This window comes from Brevibacillus sp. HB2.2 (genome assembly GCF_013284275.1).
Classification (GTDB): Bacteria; Bacillota; Bacilli; order Brevibacillales; family Brevibacillaceae; genus Brevibacillus; species Brevibacillus brevis_D.
In genome coordinates this window covers 58335-77029 of record NZ_JABSUV010000015.1, presented here as the reverse complement: position 1 = coordinate 77029, position 18695 = coordinate 58335, and the positions used below count along the sequence as shown (strand labels likewise).

Below are 18695 nucleotides of genomic sequence, written 5' to 3'. Positions count from 1 at the left end.
GTAGACAAGCCTACTCCCCTCCGCCTTCGAAATCTCATTTTATAGCTAATTGGTCGATTTGTCACCAAGGTATATGCGAATTTTTCCGCCCTCATCAATTTTTACTCCAGGTGCTGGGGACTGTTGGATAACGTACTGACCTTTACCTGAAACGACTAGCGGCAGAGTATCATACGTTGTCACTACGTCTCTCATGGATTGTCCGACCATGTTTGGTACTTCGATTGGCGCCCGTTCTCCCAGTGCTTTGTTAATTTCCTTGGGGATGCCATCTTTTCGTTTGGGTACATTCAAATGCTGTAGGGAGGATTCCATGATACTTTTTACACTCGGGGCAGCAATCAATCCACCAAACGCCAGTGCTTTCGGATTATCTACAGCGAAATATACGACGAGCTGTGGATCATCAGCCGGCGCAAAGCCGATAAACGACACGATGTATTCGCCATCGACGTAACGGCCATTTTTTACTTTTTGCGCGGTTCCCGTCTTACCTCCTACCCGATACCCTTCAATAAATGCCTTATTTCCCGTTCCTTGCGCGACCACACTTTCCAGCGCATGTCGAACTTTGGCCGAGGTCTCCTCGGTAATCACCTGTCGAACCTCTGTCGGCAAAGTCCTCGCTACCACATCGTGTGTCACACTATCCCGCCATTCTTTGGCGACAAACGGCTTCATAAGTTTGCCACCATTGATAGCGGCTGAGACCGCAGCCATTTGTTGAATCGGCGTTACCGAAACCCCTTGACCGAAAGAAGTCGTCCCCAGCTCTACCGGTCCCACTTTTTTCAAGTTGAATAACAGCCCGTTTTCTTCGCCGATCAAATCGATCCCTGTCTTTTGTCCGAAGCCAAATTTTTTGATGTAGTCAAAAAGTCGTTCTTTTTGCAGTCGCTGGCCCATCGTCACGAAGCCAGGGTTACAAGAATTCTCTACCACTTCCAGCATCGTTTCCTGTCCATGCCCCTGACGCTTCCAGCAACGCAATCGCTTCCCTGCCACGTTTATGAATCCCGGATCGTAGAAGCCTTCGTTCAGATTGATAACGCCTTCGTTTAAAGCAGCGGCCAGTGTCACAATCTTGAATGTGGAACCAGGCTCGTATGTTTTCCAGATAGGGAGATTTCTATTGTACACCTCAGAAGGATAGTCCCTGTACGCATCTGGTTGAAAAGTCGGGCGACTCCCCATCCCCAATATTTCCCCTGTCTTTGGATTCATCGCGATCGCCAGAACATCATCTGGCTGATAAGCGACTACTGCCTGATCCAGCTCGCGTTCGATAAACGATTGGATGGCACTGTCGAGTGTTAAATACATGTCCATCCCATTTACGGGTGCTACGTAGTCTTCGGTTCCACCTGGCAGTACGCGCCCTTTGGCATCTGACGGAAATGAGATATGTCCCTCGGTCCCCATCAAGAAGGGATCATAAATTTTTTCTAGACCTGTCAACCCTTGATTGTCAATGCCTGTGAAACCAAGTATATGGGCTGCCATCGTTCCGTTCGGGTAAAAACGCTTCGTATCCCCTGCCAAGTATATCCCTGGCAAATTCAATTCTTGTATTTTCCTCGCCTTTTCAACAGACAGTTTTCTTCCACCTGGAATCTGGTTGTTGCTCATTGCTTTTTTCGTAATGGCACGAAATACATCTTCTTCTTTTTGCTCCAAAATGACGGCGAGCTGTCTCGCTGTTTCTTTCGGGTCCTTGATTTGCGCCCCTACCGATACCAGTGTAGGCACAGTCATATTCGTCACGAGCTCATTTCCGCTTCTGTCTAAAATGCGACCACGATTGGGTTGAAATTTAATCTCCCGTTTGAGAAGTTCATCTGACATTTGCGAGAGTTTCGGTCCTTCTATCAATTGAACATAACCCAAACGGGTGACAAGTGCCGAATACAAAACGACTCCTACAATCAAGATGATAAAAATGCGACGGCGTACAGTAGCATTGGATACCCGCAAAGCGAGTCCCCCCTCAAATAGGTTGTCTCTTCTTAACCTTATTCGCAGGGGGGACTAGTTAGAACTATGGAGTTGTCGGTGTTTGCGGTGTTTGCGTTGATTGGTCTCCTGGTTTGTCAGGAGGTGGTGCCTGTCCAGAAGCTGGCGGCTGTACTGCTCCACCTTGCCCGGTTTGCTGACCGGAAGATGGTGGAGCCGGATTATTTCCTCCTGTTGGATTTGTAGGAGGATTCGCTCCTGTATTGTTCGGCGTTGTTGTAGCAGGCACCGTGCTGCCCTCCTGACGAGAAGGAGGTGTTGCCGGTACAGGTGGTTCCGACACGGATTGCAGCGTCACCTGAAGCAGCTCTGTACCCTGGAGTACCGTTCCTGGAGGAATACTTTGTTGGGTGACGAAGCCAGTTCCAGTCGATTTCACTGCGAGATTGATCAAAGAGGTAAATTCCATGACGTCCCGCAATGATTTTCCTTTGAAGTCAGGCATCTTCGTTCCTTTTACCCTGTCCGTTACAAGGATGATCTGTTCACCTGGAACGACCTGATTATAGGCTTCGGGATACTGTTTGACGATTTTCGTACCTGTTCCGGCTACCGTGACCGTCAAATTGTCCTGCTTCGCCCGCAATTGTGCGGCTGTCGTGGACATCCCTTCAAACTTAGGCAATGTCTTCTGTGTAGCTGGTGAGGATGCCAGCGCTGCCTGTACTTCTGTTTTCGGCGTCGGTTTTTTAGTACTCTTAACTACCGACAGATCAGGCTGCTGCTGCAAATATTGCAGGCTGCGCTCCATAATAGACGTAAACATCGGCGCAAGCATCATTTGGCCCCACAATGCATACCATGCATCTGTTTTCGGATCGTCAATGACAACATAAACTAACAACTTCGGATTGTCTTTTGGCGCAAAACCGATGAAGGAAACCACGTAACGACCATCCAAAATTTTCCCATTGTTAGGATTATATTTTTGTGCAGTTCCCGTCTTTCCTGCGACTTGATACCCTTCGATCTGATATAGTGTACCAGTTCCAGGTTTTTCTGAGACAACTTTGCCCAAAATGTCGCGTGTCTGTTTTGCAGTCGCTTCGCTTACGACCCGATCCACAACCTCACGTTGCGTGCGTTCGACAACGGCCCCTGTGTGAGGATCACGCATTTCTTTTAAAATATGAGGTTTTAGAAGCTCTCCTCCATTCGCGATCGCCCCCACAGCGGCAACCTGCTGGATCGCCGTAACCGTCGCTGCTTGACCATACGTTGTTGCAGCCCAGTCACGCGGTGACTGAGGTTTATACAGGTTGATTAAATTTCCTTCTTTTTCGTAAGGAAGCTCAATTCCGGTTTTTTGACCCATCCCGAATTTTTTGAAGTATTTCTTTAGACCCTCCAGCTTCAACCGTTCATAACCCAACTTAACGAACAATACGTTACTCGATCGCTGAACCCCTTCTAAAAAGCTGATGGTTCCCCACCCGAGACCATTGTTGTGGTCACGAATCGGAATCTGTCCCTTGATGGTGTAAGCACCTGATTGATAGGTTTCATTCTGATTAAACATTTTTTCTTCAATCGCTGCCGCCAACGTAATAATCTTAAACGTAGAGCCCGGCTCGAACATTGTAGTGACCGCATGGTTGTTGTAGTTTTCAACCCCGTTGTAGTACGTATTCGGATTAAACGTCGAGCGGTTGCCCATCGCCAATACCTCGCCCGTTTGCGGGTCGGCTACAACGACCGTCATGCCCTGCGGCTTGTACTGCTGCTCCACCTTATCAAGGGCTTGTTCTACATAATCCTGTATCTGGCGATCAATGGTGAGATATACATCTACTCCGTCTATTGCCGGAGTGTACTCACCTTCTCCGTCCGGCAGTTGGTAACCAGCACGATCCTTTTGGTAGGCAATATGTCCCTTTTGGCCAGCCAATTTATCGTTAAATTGCAACTCGATCCCCATTTTCGGTTCATCATACAAATCAAGATAACCGATCACATGGGAAGCGAAGGCGTTATTCGGATAAACCCGGCGAGTCGTTTCAGTCAAATAGATTCCTGGGAGCTGATTCTTTTTGAGCTTCTCACCACTTGGCAGTGTCGGATATTGCAAATTTAGAATTCGGTTCTTTTGCTCTTCACTGATCTTTAGCCCGAAGCGTCCCAATTCCACGACTTTGTTCGGCTTAGTCAAATTCTTCACTAATTCAGGAACAGGCGCATTCAAAATAGGAGCCAACATATTCGCTGTATAGTAAGGATCTTTCACAAAATCTTCGTCTTTATCATTTCGTGGCTTCAGTTTTGCGTTTACCGTGTATGCCTTCCCGTTATACGCCAAAATCTCGCCGTTTCGATCATAGATCGCCCCGCGCTTGGGCTTCAAGACTTGCTCCCTGTCCCACTGCTCTTGAGCCGTCCCCATGATTTCGGTAGCTTTGACAGTCTGAAGCCAGTAGATTCGAAAACTCAACGTCGAAAAAATCAAAATCGTACATAAGGCTACCATAAGAATTCGCCAATTTACTTTTCGCTTCCATTCCATCTCCGTTCATCTCCATCGCATCAAAGATCGCCCGCTCCCTAAGCCAACTGGCCCAGCTAAGAAAAAATGTTACCGCACATAAGGCGCAGTAACATTTAAGGTTTTTTGGGTTGTGGTTTTGGCAGACTCGCCTGTACTTCTGGGTTCCCGATCGTATGTACAGCTGCTGGATTGTATACCATCCCCTGCTTCTCTGCTTCTTTTTGCAGGCGATCCCGGTTGGTCATTTGTTCAATTTGCAATTTCAACGTTGCATTTTTTTCTGCCGTCACACGGTTTTCATGTTTGGTGGTCTGGATTTCGTAATTCAACTGGGAAATTTGCGAGTAGCGGACACCCACTAGACCCAAGCCGACGACGGTTAACGAGATAAATAAGAGATACAGCAATTTTTCTCCGGTCGGAATCGTTGGCTTGATTCGGACCGTGCGCTTTGTTGTTTTCGTTACAGAGCGGGATTGTTGTTCCAGCTCCATAGCTAAATTCCCTCGGTAGTAATAACTCATCGCTTCTCCCTCCCCTTTCTCGTCGATCCCGGTCTACAACTTCTCCGCTACCCGTAGTTTAGCTGATCGTGCACGTTTGTTTGCTTCTAATTCTTCTTCTGATGGCAAAATCGGCTTTCTTGTAATGACTTTTACTACTGCTTTATTTCCGCATGTACAAATCGGAAAGGCTGGCGGGCACGTGCACCCTTTTGAAAAGTCTTGATAAATTTGCTTGCAGATTCTGTCCTCTAAGGAATGAAACGTAATGACACTTACGCGACCTTCTGGATTCAAAACCTCAATTGCATCGACGACGGCCTCTTTGAATGCATCCAATTCATCATTGACAGCGATCCGAATTGCCTGAAAGGTACGCTTTGCCGGATGGGGTCCGGTACGGCGCGCAGCGGCAGGAATTCCTTCCTTAATCAACTCAACGAGTTCACCTGTTGTTTGAATCGGCTGCTTCTTCCGTTGTTGAACGATTTGCCGGGCAATTCGACGGGAAAATTTCTCTTCTCCGTACAGCCAAATGATCTTGGCAATCTCTTCTTCATCCCACTCATTGATAATGTCATAGGCGGACAATGGCGCTTGCTGGTCCATTCTCATATCCAAGGGCGCATCGGCATTGTAGCTGAAGCCTCGCTCTCCCTCGTCCAATTGTGGAGAGGATACCCCGAGGTCAAATAACACCCCGTCTACACCAGCCAAGCCTAAATCTCTCACAATGTCTTTGATATGGCGGAAGTTGCTCTTTACCAGCGTGACTCTGTCCATATAGGAAGAGAGTCTTTCGCGGGCATTATCCAGTGCCCAGTCGTCCTGATCGATGGCGATAAGTCGACCGCCCTCCGTCAGCTTGGAAGCAATCAAACTGCTATGCCCAGCTCCGCCGAGTGTACAGTCTACATAAATGCCCCCAGGACGAATATTTAGCCCTTGGACAGCCTCATCCATCAAAACGGTTACGTGATGAAACGACAATGTCGTCACTCCTGTTCTTCTCGCTGCTACAAATTAAAATCAACCAGTTTTTCGGCAATTTCTCCAAAAGAGCCTTCTGACTGGGCAAAATAATCTTCCCAGCGTTCCTTGCTCCATACCTCTACACGGTTTGATACCCCGATGATCACACATTCTTTTTGCATGCCTGCATGCTCACGTAAATTGGGGGGTATGTTTACCCTTCCCTGCTTGTCCCACTCGCATTCGGTGGCACCTGAAAAGAAAAATCGTGTAAATGCGCGAGCATCTGCTTTTGTAAATGGGAGAGACTTAAGTCTTTCCTCTAGTTGTTTCCACTCATCTTGCGGATAAGCAAACAAACATTGGTCCAGGCCGCGGGTAATAACAAAGGAAGTACCGAGCCCTTCACGGAATTTGGCTGGGATCGTCAGGCGGCCTTTTTCGTCGATGCTGTGCTGATATTCCCCCATGAACACGCCCTGGTCCCCCACTTTCCTGTCGGTTGGCTCCACTTTCCCCCACTTTTCCCCACCTAGTACCTATTTGTTATTATAAAAAAAAATCCTGCGTTTGTATGCAGGATTTTTTCGCATATTTTTTTGCCGGGAAAAGACGGGATTCGAGGGACTATTCGACCCAGCTTTCCAGGTAGGATTTTTGCGCATCTGTCAATTTGTCGATTCCGATGTTCAGAGCTTCCAACTTGTACTGAGCCACCATTTGATCCAACTCGAATGGTACGTTCAGCACCTTTTTGCCAATGTTTTTGTACTGTTCATTGACATAAGCCAAGGATACCGCTTGCAAAGCAAAGGTCATATCCATGATTTCAGCCGGATGTCCGTCGCCAGCTGCCAGGTTCACGAGGCGGCCTTCTGCGAGCAGATACACTTTTCGACCATCAGTCAAGACAAATTCTTCAATATCTTTACGCACAATACGGGAAGAAGTCGACATGGCATTCAGGTCAACCTTGTTTACTTCGACATCGAAGTGACCTGCGTTGGACAAGATTGCGCCATCTTTCATCACAGCAAAATGCTCTTTGCTAATGATATCGCGGTTACCTGTCACTGTTACGAAGTAGTCACCATGCTTCGCAGCTTCGAGCATTGGCATTACTTCAAATCCATCCATGTAAGCTTCTACCGCTTTGATTGGGTCGATTTCGGTTACGATTACTTTTGCGCCCAAACCTTTTGCACGCATTGCTACACCTTTACCGCACCAGCCATAGCCAGCTACCACAACTGTTTTACCAGCAACTACGAGGTTTGTTGTACGGTTGATACCATCCCATACGGATTGACCCGTACCATAGCGGTTGTCGAACAAGTATTTGCAGAATGCATCGTTTACGGCAACCATTGGGAACTCCAGCTTGCCTTCTTTCTCCAACGCTTTCAGGCGCAAAATACCTGTTGTCGTTTCTTCTGCACCACCGCGCACTTGAGACAGCAGATCACGGCGCTCGCTGTGCAAAATCGTGATCAGGTCGCCACCGTCATCAATGATCAGGTCAGGGCGAGTTTCCAGCGTTTTGATCAGATGCTCTTTGTATTCGGCAGGATCTGGATTGTATTTCGCAAATACGCGGATACCGTCTTCCACCAATGCTGCACAAATATCATCTTGCGTGGACAGCGGGTTGGAACCAGTAATGGTTACTTCAGCGCCACCAGCTTGAACTACTTTTGCCAGATAAGCTGTTTTTGCTTCCAAGTGCAAGGAGATCGCAACTTTCAGGCCTGCAAACGGCTGCTCTTTTTCAAAGCGCTCACGAATGCGGTTTAAGACAGGCATGTGTTCTTTTACCCAATCAATTTTCAGATGGCCGTTGTGCGCCAACGCCATATCTTTTACGATGCTTTCAGATACTGTGTTCATGTACGGATGGACCTCCTTTTATCTCATAAAGCAACCTTGTCTATCATATCATACGCAAGTTCAACCATCATCAGTTTTTCCAATTATTTTCCTATTAGCGGTAGTTTACACTCCGCGGTTTCTACCGTAAGTAGCTCCAAAAAGCGCAACAAAGCCTGCGGCATCCATTTCTTTTTATGGTAGACCAACTGTCGGAAAACACGGATATCCGGATGGGAAAACGAGAGTATTACTAGTGTACCATTTTTTACTTCTTCTTGTACGACAATTTTCGGAAGTAACGCAATTCCTAAATCATAGGCAACGCATTGTTTAATCGCTTCCAGACTGCCAAATTCAAAAGAAGATTCCACGGTGGCGCCGGCTTCACGCAACACCGATTCCATCATCCCGCGGTAACTGCATCCCTTTTCTGTAAAAATCCAGGTTTCTCCGGTAAAATCATGGGTTTCTACCTTCTCTTTTTTCACAAGCGGATGGGTAGGGGCAGCAACAACAACTAGTTTTTCCTCACCTAAAACGACATTTTCCAGCTCAGATTGTTCTTGTAGCCAATCGAGCACAAAAGCGAAATCGAACTTTCCTTCCTTTACTCCCTGCCTCAAGTCTTGGCAGATGCCCGGTGCAAGCATGATCCGCATACGCGGCTGCTCCAAGCGGAATTTTTGCAAATAAGGGGGTAAATAAAAGGCTGCCAATGACTCCACTGTTCCGATACGCAACGTTCCTGCCAGTTGCGCTTGCTCTGACAGATTCGCTTTTGCCTCATCTAATACGGCTTGTAGCTGTTCGCTGTAGCCTAGAAGCACTTCGCCTGCATGGGTAAGCCTGATCTTTTTGCCCCAACGCTCGAATAGGCTGACACCGAACTCCGACTCCAGATTTTGAATTTGGGTCGTCACACTCGACTGCGCGTAGCCCAGCACTTCTGCTGCACGAGTAAAGCTTTGGCATTTTGCTACTTCACGGAAGGTTTGCAAATAACGAGTATCCAGATTCCCCCCTCATTTCATCGGAAAAATCGATTTGAATCATCTAATATTATAGATAACTCCGATAATTATGTCTATGCTACACTTCAGTTATCAACGACAAGGTAAGTAAAAAAAGTGAGGGATCTACCTATGGGGAAATTATCCGCGCAAGCCCCCGGTCTAGCTAAAACACTGCGACTCCCGCAGATCGTCGCCCTATACATCGGGGCTGTGATCGGTTCCGGCGTATTGCTCATCCCTGGACTCGCAGCTGAGAAGGCTGGTCCTGCTTCCATTTTAGCTTGGCTTGTCATGTCTATTCTCGTCCTGCCCATGGCCATTACGATGGGGCTGTTATCTGCTCGTTATCCGAGCTCAGGAGGAGTCTCTACATTTGTACGGACAGCGTACGGAGATCGATTCGGAAACATGGTTGGCTGGTTCTTTCTCTTATCTGTCCCGATAGGCGCACCGATTCTGAGTGTGACAGGGGCCAACTACATTGCCATCCTGCTGAACTGGAGTGAGTCGCAAGTATATGTGGCGGCTGGTCTGCTTCTTCTCGCTGTCCTTATGATGAATGTTGTAGGCTTGCATGTAGCTGCACGTGTCCAAACCGTTGTTGTCTCGCTGATTATCACGATTTTGATTTTGGCCGTTGTCGCCAGCATTCCGCATGCCTCTGTCACTCACTTTACCCCTTTTTTGCCAAACGGTTGGCTGAGTGTCGTGCAAGCAGCAGGTCTGATGTTCTGGTGCTTCATTGGGTGGGAAGCCGTGACGCATCTCTCAGAGGAATTCGTCGATCCTGCAAAAAACGCGATTCGCGGTGTTTTGTGGAGTGCGGGAATCGTCGCTCTGTTGTATTTTGCCGTAGCCTTTATGACTGTGGCTACGCATAGCTACGGAGGCGGTATCTCGGCTGCCTCGCTCAGTGTCATGGTTCAACTCTCCTTAGGGCCGATCGGCGGGTGGATTGTAGCTGTAACCGCCTTGTTCATTTGTATCGCTACAGCCAACGCTTACATCGGAGCTGCGTCGCGGATCGCCTATTCGTTGGCCCAAGAAAAGATCGCTCCTCGCTGGTTTGGCACTCTTCACGCCAAATACCGGACACCAACCGGCGGACTTCTGTTTCTCTCTCTTTGTTTTGTCGTCGTTCTTGGCGTACTCTATTTCGACGTGATCGACTTGTCGAGACTCATCGAGCTACCCAATGCTACCTTTTTTGCAACTTACATCGGCGGGTGTCTAGCAGGGGTCCGGCTCTTGCGCAATAGTCGCGTAGGCAGAATCGCTTCCTGGACTTCTCTCGTCTGTACAGTAGGACTCTATCCTTTTTTGGGGTGGTCCGCTCTCTATCCGCTTGTGATTGCACTCGTGCTTTTTATCTGCCAAAAACGTCATACCTGAAAGAAAAAAGGCTGGGGTCGTGTCCCAGCCTTCTTTTCTTATTCATCTTTTCCAATCAGCCGAAACGTTTTGCCATCACTGGAGGTGAGGTAAAACGTACGATCAACACTTCCGCCCAAATCTCCTGCGTAATATTGAACCGTCATTCTATATTTATTCATTCCGATTTTGGCAAAGTACATCAGCTCATTAAACTGCGGAAACCGGACATAATCATACACTTCATACTGCATAAACGAAAAATGCTCGCGTAAAAACGATTCGCTCACAGCCAGATTGTTTTTCTTTACATACGCGACCAAGTCATCATAGCGACGAATCTTTTGCTTATCCATCACGTCACCTACAAATGACGAGACTGCTTGTGTCATTGCCTTTTTCTCGCTCTCCGATACGTTGCCAGGGTACAGCTCATCGATTTTTGTTTCCAAGCGATTTAACAGGACGACTGCCTGTGCTCTGTTGATTTTGTCATCAGGACGGAAGCTTCCATCTGGAAAGCCAGCCAAGATCCCCATTTTGTAGGCAGGGTAGACCGTCATCACCTGTGTTTCATTTTCGACCGAAAGATCCGTGAAAAATTTCGCAGTCGTTCCCCGATATTTTTCCCCTTCTGATTGATGCCCGATGGCCGCCAGCAAGGTTCTTGCCGCTTCCAACCGTGTCATGCTTTCCGTCGGTTTCCCGGATGGCATAATACCCGCTGAAGCTAAATGGTGATAGGTTTTTTCCGACCAACGTCCCGCAGCAGCCTGCAAGTAGGTCTCTTTGATATAGCTTTCAGGCTCATGGCCTGTAAAGGAAGGTATGACGCGTTCAATCAGGGATAAAAACTGTTCTTGCGTCACCGTTTGCTCTGGCTTAAAGGTTCCGTCGGGAAAACCTTTGATCAATCCTTTTTTGGAAGCAATCCCTATCTCCTTTGCCGCCCAATGTCCATTTGTGTCGATAAATGCAGGGGAATTGGCCACGTATTCTTCCCGTGCGTCGGCCTTTTTCATTCCTGCAGTTGCTATGCCCGTCAATAAAACCGTCAAGCTAACAACTAGTAGAGTGGCTTTTTTCCCGATTTGTTGTAATGTAATCTGCATCCCGAGTACCACCTTTCCCCAAAAACAATCCATTACTACTAATACGCAGAATTTGTCGGAAAAGTTTCGGCATAATTTATAGAAAAGTTTTCCATCTACTTTAACAATAAAAAAATAGCCGGGTCCACTTCTTGGACGATCCGACTATTTTGCGCTGTCTTTTACAGGTAATAAAGTTGATGAGTACCATCATGCGCGAATGGCGCATCTACTAATCGGTCAATCAAACCAAGACCATACTTATTTGCAAACGGGAAAAACGAATGCTTTCTTTCTTGCAGTCCACCTTCGGGCAACAAAGCGGTCTCAATTCGTTGGACGCGGACGTGCTCTACGTCATCCTTTTGCTGTAGCGAACGAATCAAACGCTCTTCCAAAAAAGAGACTTGCTCTAACAGCAGCTTACTATTTTTCTCAGCCAGACCACGCAATCCGCCATCCAGAGAAACGACTTCCTCTACCAACGGACGATAGATCGACATCATCGACTCCCGTGCCGAAGCGAATTGCTGCTCCAGTGGATGTGGCGCCTGGTTTTTGGACCACTCGGTTTTCCAAGCGGCGAAATCAGTCAAGACTCGTTCAACAGAAAGCCCCAAGCTATCCAGCAGTCTCAGTTGAGCACCTTCCACAAGGGTAATGGACATCCGAGGCAATACGATCGGCATCTGCATCCCAAATAGCTCGAATACCTCCCGATAAAACGCCCAGTACGAAATCTCGCCCGGACCTCCAATGAAGGCAAGCGTAGGAAACAGATGCTCCTGCATCAACCCACGGGTTACAACATTTGTACTAAAACGCTCCGGGGAATCTGCGACCTGCTTGAGTAATTCATCGCGACTGTAAGCACGTCTCCGATTGATGAAGCGCTCTCCGTGACGTTCCAGCAGCAATCGATCATCGCCCTCATAGACGAACAGATTGGCCTGATGCTCTTCCACTTGCAATTGAAGCGGATAGCCAGCAGTTGAAATCCGATCCGCTGCCCGCAGCAACACCTTCGTCAATTGCTCATTGTTTTCAATGATCTGTGAAAAAATTGGTTGCTGCAGTTCACGAACGAACGGCAACGAGGATTCAACCAGAACGAGACCGTGCTTGCCAAACATTTTTGCCATCAAGCGGCCAAACCACTCTGCGACTGTGCGCGAATCTGCCGCGGTCTGCGTCAGCAACTCACGAATCTGTTTGGTTTCGGCAGTCTCTGTTTGTCCCTGGAAAAACTTCTCCAGGAACTGCGTACACAGCTCAGGGTCCAAGGGTAGCGTACTTACCGATTGGCGGCCCTTTTTGTTCAGAGCCAGTCGCTCTTTATGCAGGCGCTTTCCATCGTCCGCTCCCCAGTACACATGATCGATCTCATCGATGTCATGGTCTTCGCCAGCAATCCAGAACACCGGAATGACGTTCGCCTGAAGCTCGGCAGACAACCTCTTCGCTGCCTGGATCAGATGAACAGCTTTGTTGACCGTATAGAGTGGTCCACCCAGAACTCCTGCTTGCTGACCGCCGATGACCACATAGGTGTCCGGCTGTTTGAGCAACTCGATATTTTTCAGTGCTTCAGGGTGAGAGCCCATCTCTTTATTAAAACGATATAAACCTTCCACGAGCTGGTTCCGGTGAGGATAGGATTGACTTTGAAGCCATTCCACGCGTTCTCGGTAGGACTGTTCACGGTAGGGATTATGCGCAAAAAACTGTAATGCAGAGGCATTTTGCTGCTGGTACTCCTGTGCCAGCGGATTCGCCAATGGAAGCGCGAGACATTCAACATTCATGCAAGCTCACCTTTCTTCGGGCCATGGTCAACCAAAATTATAACATGCTCCACAGCCACAAAAAACAAGACAACCCACTTTAATGGGTTGTCAAAGTGTAATACAAGCTTGTTTGCGCTTGCATTAAAATTGCGGAGGGTTGACGGACCAGATTAACAAAGCTTCCGTTTCTCCTGTATTTTCGATTGCGTGCGTTTTACTGCTGTCAAATGAAATACTGTCTCCTGCTTCCAATACATGCTCTTCATCGTTGAAGCGTGCTGTCACACTTCCAGTGATGACCGTGAAGCACTCTTCTCCCTCTGACTGCACGAACTTGTCAACAGCCATTTCTCCAGGCATCAGTCGCACTTCCAGCATCCCCAGCTTGGCACTACCTCCCATCGAGAGTAGCGAATAAGTGCCCGTCGATTCAGGAAAGACCAGTTGTCTGCGTTTTTGCAAGCGAGTCACATGCACCTGCTTTTGATCAATATCTTCGAAAAAATGAATGATGGGTGACTCCAGAGCTTTGGTGATTTTCCACAGTGAATCCAGTGACGGCTGCGAAATTCCACGCTCTACTTGGCTCAGCAAACCTTTGCTCAACCCTGTCTTTCCTGCCATAATTTCCAAGGTAAAGCCGCGTTCTTTCCGAATCATTCGAATCTTATGACCGATGGTCTCGATGGGAAGTCGCATAGTTCCAACCTTCTTTCTTATCGGAATAAATACGATATGTATCAACAGTGCTTTACACGACACCCATCGTTTTGATAATTCCGGTCGTAAACAGCACTATGTAGACGATTCCAAACCAGAGAAACGACAATCGCCAGGCTGAAAATCCTACCTTTTTGAGGGAGAGCCGCCCCTTCAACTTCATCTGTACCCACCCAAGGAGCATGATTACCACCAGGTAAAAACAGAATACCCACCACCAAGCGGAAAATGCCTCGGGCCAAATCAGTTCGTAAGTGGAAACGGCAGAGCGAATCACCAAAAGATTCGTGATATTTATCGCGAAGCGGCCCGCCAATTTCTTGTTCCGCGTCATTCCATACAAGATGAAATAAACGATCGGAAATCCGAGAAACGGCACAACCGTCAGCGTCCCCCACAAATAGGCCCAGACATTCGCCAGAAAGGTCATCTACTGTCGCCTCCCTCCTTCCGTATTCCCATGTCTGACTTAAGAAGGATAACGCGAAGCAAGGTTTCGTGCAGCGGTGTCGGAATCCCGGCCTTTTGTCCTACTTGGACGAGATAGCCGTTGATAGACTGCACTTCCGTCGGTCTGCGCTTCTTAATATCCTGCAGCATGGAGGAAAGATTACGGGAAGTATTTCGGCAAATGGAGACAATTTCCTGCAAGTCTGCATCCTCGATTTTTTGTCCGGCATACGCAGCTACTGTAGCTGCTTCCACAAATAAAGCACGCATGAGCTGTTGCGTATGTGAATTTTCGAGGAGAGCACCATTTGGGATTTCAAAAAGCGCGGTTAACGGATTGATCAGCGCATTTGCGATGAGCTTGCGCCAAGCGAAGGGCTGTATTGCCTTTTCATAGACAGCCTCCATGCCTGTTGATATTGCCCACTCAACAAATGTGCGAATCAGTGGATCATTGCAATCAGACGTCTCCCAAGAGCCTACGCGCAAAGTACCTGTACCGGTATGCACGACTTCTGTAGGCGACAATCTCCTTGCCCCTTCCGTATTAATCGCAAAGAAGCACTGTGTCTCCGTTAAAACGGTTCGAAGCAATTCGTAATGACCCATGCCATTTTGCAAAGCGATCACTCTTGCCTTGAGGTCTAACCCTCGTAAGGCTGGAAGCACGCTATGCAAATCTGGCTGCTTTACAGTTAACAGATACAGCTTCCCTTCAGGCAATCCTTCTTCAATGGGGCTCGCGGTGACGGAAACAGTGACTGTCTCGCCATTCAGCTGTTGAAAGCTGAGCCCGCGTTCATTTAGCTGATTCGCCTGGAGTGAACTGCGTGTGACAATCGTGACAGGTTGTCCAGCAAGTGCGAGCCTCGCTGCATACAGCAGCCCGACAGACCCGCCCCCTACGACTACCACTTGACACGTCATTGGTTCTAGCAGCATTTGTTCACCCACATTAATCAATGCTTATTTTTCAAGAATAACAGAGTTTTCGGGATTGTTCAATTGATTGCCACAAAAAAAGATCGAAATTATCGAAATATTCCTAGGCCCTTTCACTTTTTTTGTAAAAAAATAAGGCTATCGCCCTTTGACGATAGCCTGACCCCTGATTTATACGGGGTAAACTGCATGCTTTCTGTCCGAAAAAACGTGGCGCTTTTCCTTGTAAACCTCGTAGCGTTGGATTAATTCGCGTCTCAGTTCGCTTGGAGGTATAACAGCATCTACAATCAAGTTCGATGCCAGCAAGTACAGATCGATGTCTTCCTGATATTCTTTACGTTTTTCCTGAATAAACGCTTGACGCTCTGCCGGGTCCTCGATCGCCTGTATTTTGTTACTGTAGACGGCATTAACGGCTGCTTCTGGTCCCATCACGGCGATTTGGGCACCGGGCAGTGCGAGGCAAGCATCTGGTTCAAATGCAGAGCTGGCCATTGCATACAAGCCGGCACCATACGCTTTGCGTACAATGACGGATATTTTCGGTACCGTGGCTTCCGCCATGGCGGAGATCATTTTTGCCCCGTGTCTGATAATGCCTGCCCGCTCTACGGCTGTCCCAATCATAAAGCCAGGAACATCCGCCAAGAACAACAGTGGAATGGAAAACGCATCGCACAGTGTGATGAATCGAGCCGCCTTGTCAGCCGAATCGACAAACAAAACGCCTCCCTTCACACGCGGTTGGTTGGCAATGATTCCGACAGGCTTGCCATCCAGACGTGCCAATCCGGTAATCAGCTCTTGAGCAAATAATTTTTTGATCTCAAAGAACGAATCCTCGTCGACCAATGCTGTAATGACATCATGCATATTGAAAGCTGCATTTTGGTTCTCGGGCACGATGCTTGTGATTTCTTTCGCTGTTGACACAGGGGCTTTTGCCAGTGCAGTCGGTGGCGTCAATGTATAGTTCGCCGGGAAGAAACGCAGATAGCTACGCGCTGCTTGAATCGCTTCTTCTTCATTGGCCGCTAGTACGTCGCCACATCCGCTGACGGAGCAATGCATGCGTGCACCGCCCAACTCTTCCAAGCTCACTTTTTCTCCGATCACCATTTCCGCCATACGCGGAGAGCCCAAGTACATGCTCGCGTTTTTGTCGACCATGATGACAATGTCACAAAAAGCTGGGATATAAGCGCCACCAGCAGCAGAAGGTCCAAACAGAATGCACACTTGTGGAATTTTGCCGGATAGCTTCACTTGGTTGTAAAAGATTCGCCCAGCCCCCCGTCGGCCTGGGAACATCTCCAATTGGTCTGTGATACGCGCTCCTGCTGAATCGACCAGGTAGAGAAGTGGAACACGCATTTTTTCGGCTGTCTCTTGAATGCGAATAATTTTTTCGACGGTCCGCGATCCCCAGGACCCAGCTTTCACTGTTGAATCGTTGGCCATCACGCAGACAGTTTGACCATTTACCTTGCCAATTGCGGTTACAACTCCATCCGCCGGCAGATCGCCTGCCATGACATTCGCGAACAACCCATCCTCGACCATGAACTCGTCATCGAACAATAGCTTGAGGCGATCGCGAACGAATAGCTTGTTTTGCTCCTTGAGCTTGTCATGATACTTGGCATCGCCCCCTTGCACTACTTGGGCGATTTTTTCGTGCAATGTGTCTTCCAAATGTTTGGTCATCAGCGTAATCCCCCTCGTCACTCTCCGCGGTATATCGGTTTTCGTTTTTCTTGAAAAGCTGTGAGTCCTTCTAGGCGGTCTTTCGTTGGGACGAGCAACTTGTACGCGTTGCTTTCAATCTGAAGTCCGCTTGCTAGCTCGACCTCTCCTCCACAATCGATGGCAAACTTGGCTTGGGCTAGGGCAAGTGGAGCATTCGCTGAAATTTGCTCGGCCAAAGAAATGGCTATCGCCAGGAGTTGATCAGCGGGAACTATCCGATTGACTAACCCGATGGACAGTGCCTCCTCCGAAAATACACGCCTTGCCGTAAAAATCAGTTCCTTGGCGACGCCTTTTCCAACTAGCCGAGGTAAACGTTGTGTTCCGCCAGCACCCGGGATGATCCCGAGCGAGGTCTCCGTTAATCCCATCTGGGCCTGTTCACTCATGATTCGCAGATCGCACGCCAGCGCCAATTCTGTACCGCCTCCCAGCGCCAGCCCGTTAATCGCCGCGATGACTGGTTTCGGTAGCTTTTCCAGCTCTGTGAACGTATCTCGAATCGTTTGGATATAGACATCGACCTGCTGTGGTGACATGGAGCGCCGCTCTCTCAAATCCGCACCGGAGCAAAACGCCTTGTCACCAGCACCTGTCACAATGACTGTCCGGATGTCGCGATCATGGCTGATTTCACTGATCAAGCCACGCAGAGTCACAAGTGTTTCAAGATTGAGGCAGTTAAAAACTTCTGGCCGTTGCAGCGTTAGTACGCCGATCGCGCCCTCTCTTTGCAGGGAAACCGTCATCTTTTATCCCCTCTTTGCGAATGTGTGGAAAATACAGATCATCCAGCTGGTTTGCTTGCGAGCGATGCCTGCAGCACTTTTGAGGGGAGCTCTTTGCCCAACTGCTGCCCAATATACGCACCAGCCTCAATCAACTTCTCGAGATCGACGCCCGTTTCATAGTCCATTCCATGCAGCATGTAGACCACATCTTCAGTCGAAATGTTGCCGGCAGCTCCTGGCGCATACGGGCATCCGCCGAGGCCACCGATTGAGCTGTCAAAGATGCGGATTCCTTCCTCTAGCGCTGCTGCTACGTTCGCCAATCCCGTTCCTCTCGTATCATGGAAATGGGCGGCTAAGCGCTCGTTCGTAACATCTTTCACAAGCTCTCCAAAGACCTCATGAACCTGCTTCGGTGTTGCAACCCCGATCGTATCCCCGAGAGAAATCTCGTACACACCCATTTCCAATAGAGCCTCTGTAACCCTGCGGCTATTGTCTAGCGGAACGTTTCCCTCGTACGGACAACCGAATACCGTTGAGATATATCCGCGAACTTTCATCCCTAGAGCCAGCGCTTCCTGGGCAACCTCCCGCAGGATCGGATACGTGTCTAGTATCGGTTTATTGATATTTTTTTGATTATGCGTTTCAGAGGCAGACATGAACAGGGCAATCTCTGTCAGTCCGCTTTGGCGCGCCCGCTCCAGACCGCGAATATTAGGAACCAGTGCACTAAGCGTTACCCCTTGGCTGCGATTGATTCCCTGCAAGACCTCGTCTGCATCCGCTAATTGCGGTATCCATTTCGGATTCACAAACGAACTTGCTTCTATCCGCTTCAAGCCTGCTGCCATTAGCTTTTGAATCAGCGTGATTTTTGCCGCTGCCGGAACGATTGCGCTCTCATTTTGCAGCCCATCACGAGGACCGACCTCCACGATTTGTACACGCACAACAAGTCACCTCCCTTACCTAGCGGCCGCTCAGTTTAGAAAC

16 protein-coding genes are annotated in these 18695 nt (G+C 48.5%); 1 reads left to right on the top strand and 15 read right to left on the bottom strand.

The window, feature by feature from the left end; translation table 11 throughout:
- Positions 1 to 45: 45 nt before the first annotated feature.
- The 7 genes from HP401_RS13190 to HP401_RS13160 all read right to left on the bottom strand — a co-directional run bounded on the left by HP401_RS13190 (position 46) and on the right by HP401_RS13160 (position 8837).
- The gene (locus tag HP401_RS13190; RefSeq protein ID WP_015892101.1) at positions 46 to 1974 is read right to left on the bottom strand and encodes a stage V sporulation protein D; all 1929 of its coding nucleotides are present in this window, start codon (positions 1972 to 1974) and stop codon (positions 46 to 48) included.
- Positions 1975 to 2038: 64 nt separating this feature from the next.
- Entirely contained in the window at positions 2039 to 4513 is a 2475-nt protein-coding gene (locus HP401_RS13185; protein WP_173605307.1) for a penicillin-binding protein, read from the bottom strand.
- Between the two features lie 95 nt (positions 4514 to 4608).
- Positions 4609 to 5019 carry a cell division protein FtsL gene (ftsL, locus tag HP401_RS13180; RefSeq protein WP_173605306.1) on the bottom strand — a complete coding sequence of 137 codons (411 nt, stop codon included), beginning with the start codon at positions 5017 to 5019 and terminating at the stop codon, positions 4609 to 4611.
- 33 nt (positions 5020 to 5052) lie between these two features.
- Positions 5053 to 5997 carry a 16S rRNA (cytosine(1402)-N(4))-methyltransferase RsmH gene (gene rsmH, locus HP401_RS13175; RefSeq protein ID WP_173605305.1) on the bottom strand — a complete coding sequence of 315 codons (945 nt, stop codon included), beginning with the start codon at positions 5995 to 5997 and terminating at the stop codon, positions 5053 to 5055.
- A 17-nt stretch (positions 5998 to 6014) separates the two neighbouring features.
- Positions 6015 to 6446, bottom strand: coding sequence for a division/cell wall cluster transcriptional repressor MraZ (mraZ, locus tag HP401_RS13170; RefSeq protein ID WP_007717680.1), 432 nt, complete (start codon positions 6444 to 6446; stop codon positions 6015 to 6017).
- A gap of 151 nt (positions 6447 to 6597) precedes the next feature.
- A complete protein-coding gene (locus tag HP401_RS13165; RefSeq protein WP_015892105.1) occupies positions 6598 to 7857 on the bottom strand; it encodes an adenosylhomocysteinase in 1260 nt (419 codons plus the stop codon).
- 83 nt (positions 7858 to 7940) lie between these two features.
- Positions 7941 to 8837 (bottom strand): LysR family transcriptional regulator, encoded by an 897-nt coding sequence (locus HP401_RS13160; RefSeq protein WP_254457066.1) that lies wholly within the window; start codon positions 8835 to 8837, stop codon positions 7941 to 7943.
- A gap of 144 nt (positions 8838 to 8981) precedes the next feature.
- Between HP401_RS13160 and HP401_RS13155 the strand changes: the two genes are divergently transcribed.
- Complete coding sequence (locus HP401_RS13155; protein ID WP_173605304.1) at positions 8982 to 10244, top strand: APC family permease; 1263 nt, start codon at positions 8982 to 8984, stop codon at positions 10242 to 10244.
- A gap of 38 nt (positions 10245 to 10282) precedes the next feature.
- Here the strand turns inward: HP401_RS13155 and HP401_RS13150 are convergent, their stop codons facing one another.
- From HP401_RS13150 to HP401_RS13115, 8 genes are all read right to left on the bottom strand, one after another.
- On the bottom strand, positions 10283 to 11335 hold the full coding sequence (locus tag HP401_RS13150; RefSeq protein ID WP_173605303.1) for an S-layer homology domain-containing protein: 1053 nt from the start codon (positions 11333 to 11335) through the stop codon (positions 10283 to 10285).
- A 161-nt stretch (positions 11336 to 11496) separates the two neighbouring features.
- Positions 11497 to 13119, bottom strand: a complete 1623-nt coding sequence (gene bshC / locus HP401_RS13145; protein WP_173605302.1) for a bacillithiol biosynthesis cysteine-adding enzyme BshC — start codon at positions 13117 to 13119, stop codon at positions 11497 to 11499.
- 123 nt (positions 13120 to 13242) lie between these two features.
- Positions 13243 to 13800, bottom strand: coding sequence for a helix-turn-helix domain-containing protein (locus HP401_RS13140; RefSeq protein ID WP_016740713.1), 558 nt, complete (start codon positions 13798 to 13800; stop codon positions 13243 to 13245).
- A 52-nt stretch (positions 13801 to 13852) separates the two neighbouring features.
- Positions 13853 to 14251 (bottom strand): DUF3397 domain-containing protein, encoded by a 399-nt coding sequence (locus HP401_RS13135; RefSeq protein WP_087348042.1) that lies wholly within the window; start codon positions 14249 to 14251, stop codon positions 13853 to 13855.
- A complete protein-coding gene (locus HP401_RS13130) occupies positions 14248 to 15213 on the bottom strand; it encodes a ketopantoate reductase family protein (RefSeq protein WP_173605301.1) in 966 nt (321 codons plus the stop codon). The genes HP401_RS13135 and HP401_RS13130 overlap by 4 nt, the downstream gene beginning before the upstream one ends.
- Positions 15214 to 15384: 171 nt before the next feature.
- Entirely contained in the window at positions 15385 to 16923 is a 1539-nt protein-coding gene (locus HP401_RS13125; protein WP_173605300.1) for an acyl-CoA carboxylase subunit beta, read from the bottom strand.
- Between the two features lie 17 nt (positions 16924 to 16940).
- Positions 16941 to 17714 (bottom strand): enoyl-CoA hydratase-related protein, encoded by a 774-nt coding sequence (locus HP401_RS13120; RefSeq protein ID WP_173605299.1) that lies wholly within the window; start codon positions 17712 to 17714, stop codon positions 16941 to 16943.
- 38 nt (positions 17715 to 17752) lie between these two features.
- A complete protein-coding gene (locus HP401_RS13115) occupies positions 17753 to 18652 on the bottom strand; it encodes a hydroxymethylglutaryl-CoA lyase (protein WP_173605298.1) in 900 nt (299 codons plus the stop codon).
- Positions 18653 to 18695 lie beyond the last annotated feature (43 nt).

Coding starts and splice junctions, on each gene's coding strand:
- HP401_RS13130 (WP_173605301.1), bottom strand. CDS start 15,213: ATGCTGCTAGAACCAATGACGTGTCAAGTGGTAGTCGTAGGGGGCGGG.
- HP401_RS13150 (WP_173605303.1), bottom strand. CDS start 11,335: ATGCAGATTACATTACAACAAATCGGGAAAAAAGCCACTCTACTAGTT.
- HP401_RS13165 (WP_015892105.1), bottom strand. CDS start 7,857: ATGAACACAGTATCTGAAAGCATCGTAAAAGATATGGCGTTGGCGCAC.
- HP401_RS13185 (WP_173605307.1), bottom strand. CDS start 4,513: ATGGAATGGAAGCGAAAAGTAAATTGGCGAATTCTTATGGTAGCCTTA.
- HP401_RS13155 (WP_173605304.1), top strand. CDS start 8,982: ATGGGGAAATTATCCGCGCAAGCCCCCGGTCTAGCTAAAACACTGCGA.
- HP401_RS13120 (WP_173605299.1), bottom strand. CDS start 17,714: ATGACGGTTTCCCTGCAAAGAGAGGGCGCGATCGGCGTACTAACGCTG.
- HP401_RS13140 (WP_016740713.1), bottom strand. CDS start 13,800: ATGCGACTTCCCATCGAGACCATCGGTCATAAGATTCGAATGATTCGG.
- HP401_RS13125 (WP_173605300.1), bottom strand. CDS start 16,923: ATGACCAAACATTTGGAAGACACATTGCACGAAAAAATCGCCCAAGTA.
- bshC (WP_173605302.1), bottom strand. CDS start 13,119: ATGAATGTTGAATGTCTCGCGCTTCCATTGGCGAATCCGCTGGCACAG.
- HP401_RS13135 (WP_087348042.1), bottom strand. CDS start 14,251: ATGACCTTTCTGGCGAATGTCTGGGCCTATTTGTGGGGGACGCTGACG.
- ftsL (WP_173605306.1), bottom strand. CDS start 5,019: ATGAGTTATTACTACCGAGGGAATTTAGCTATGGAGCTGGAACAACAA.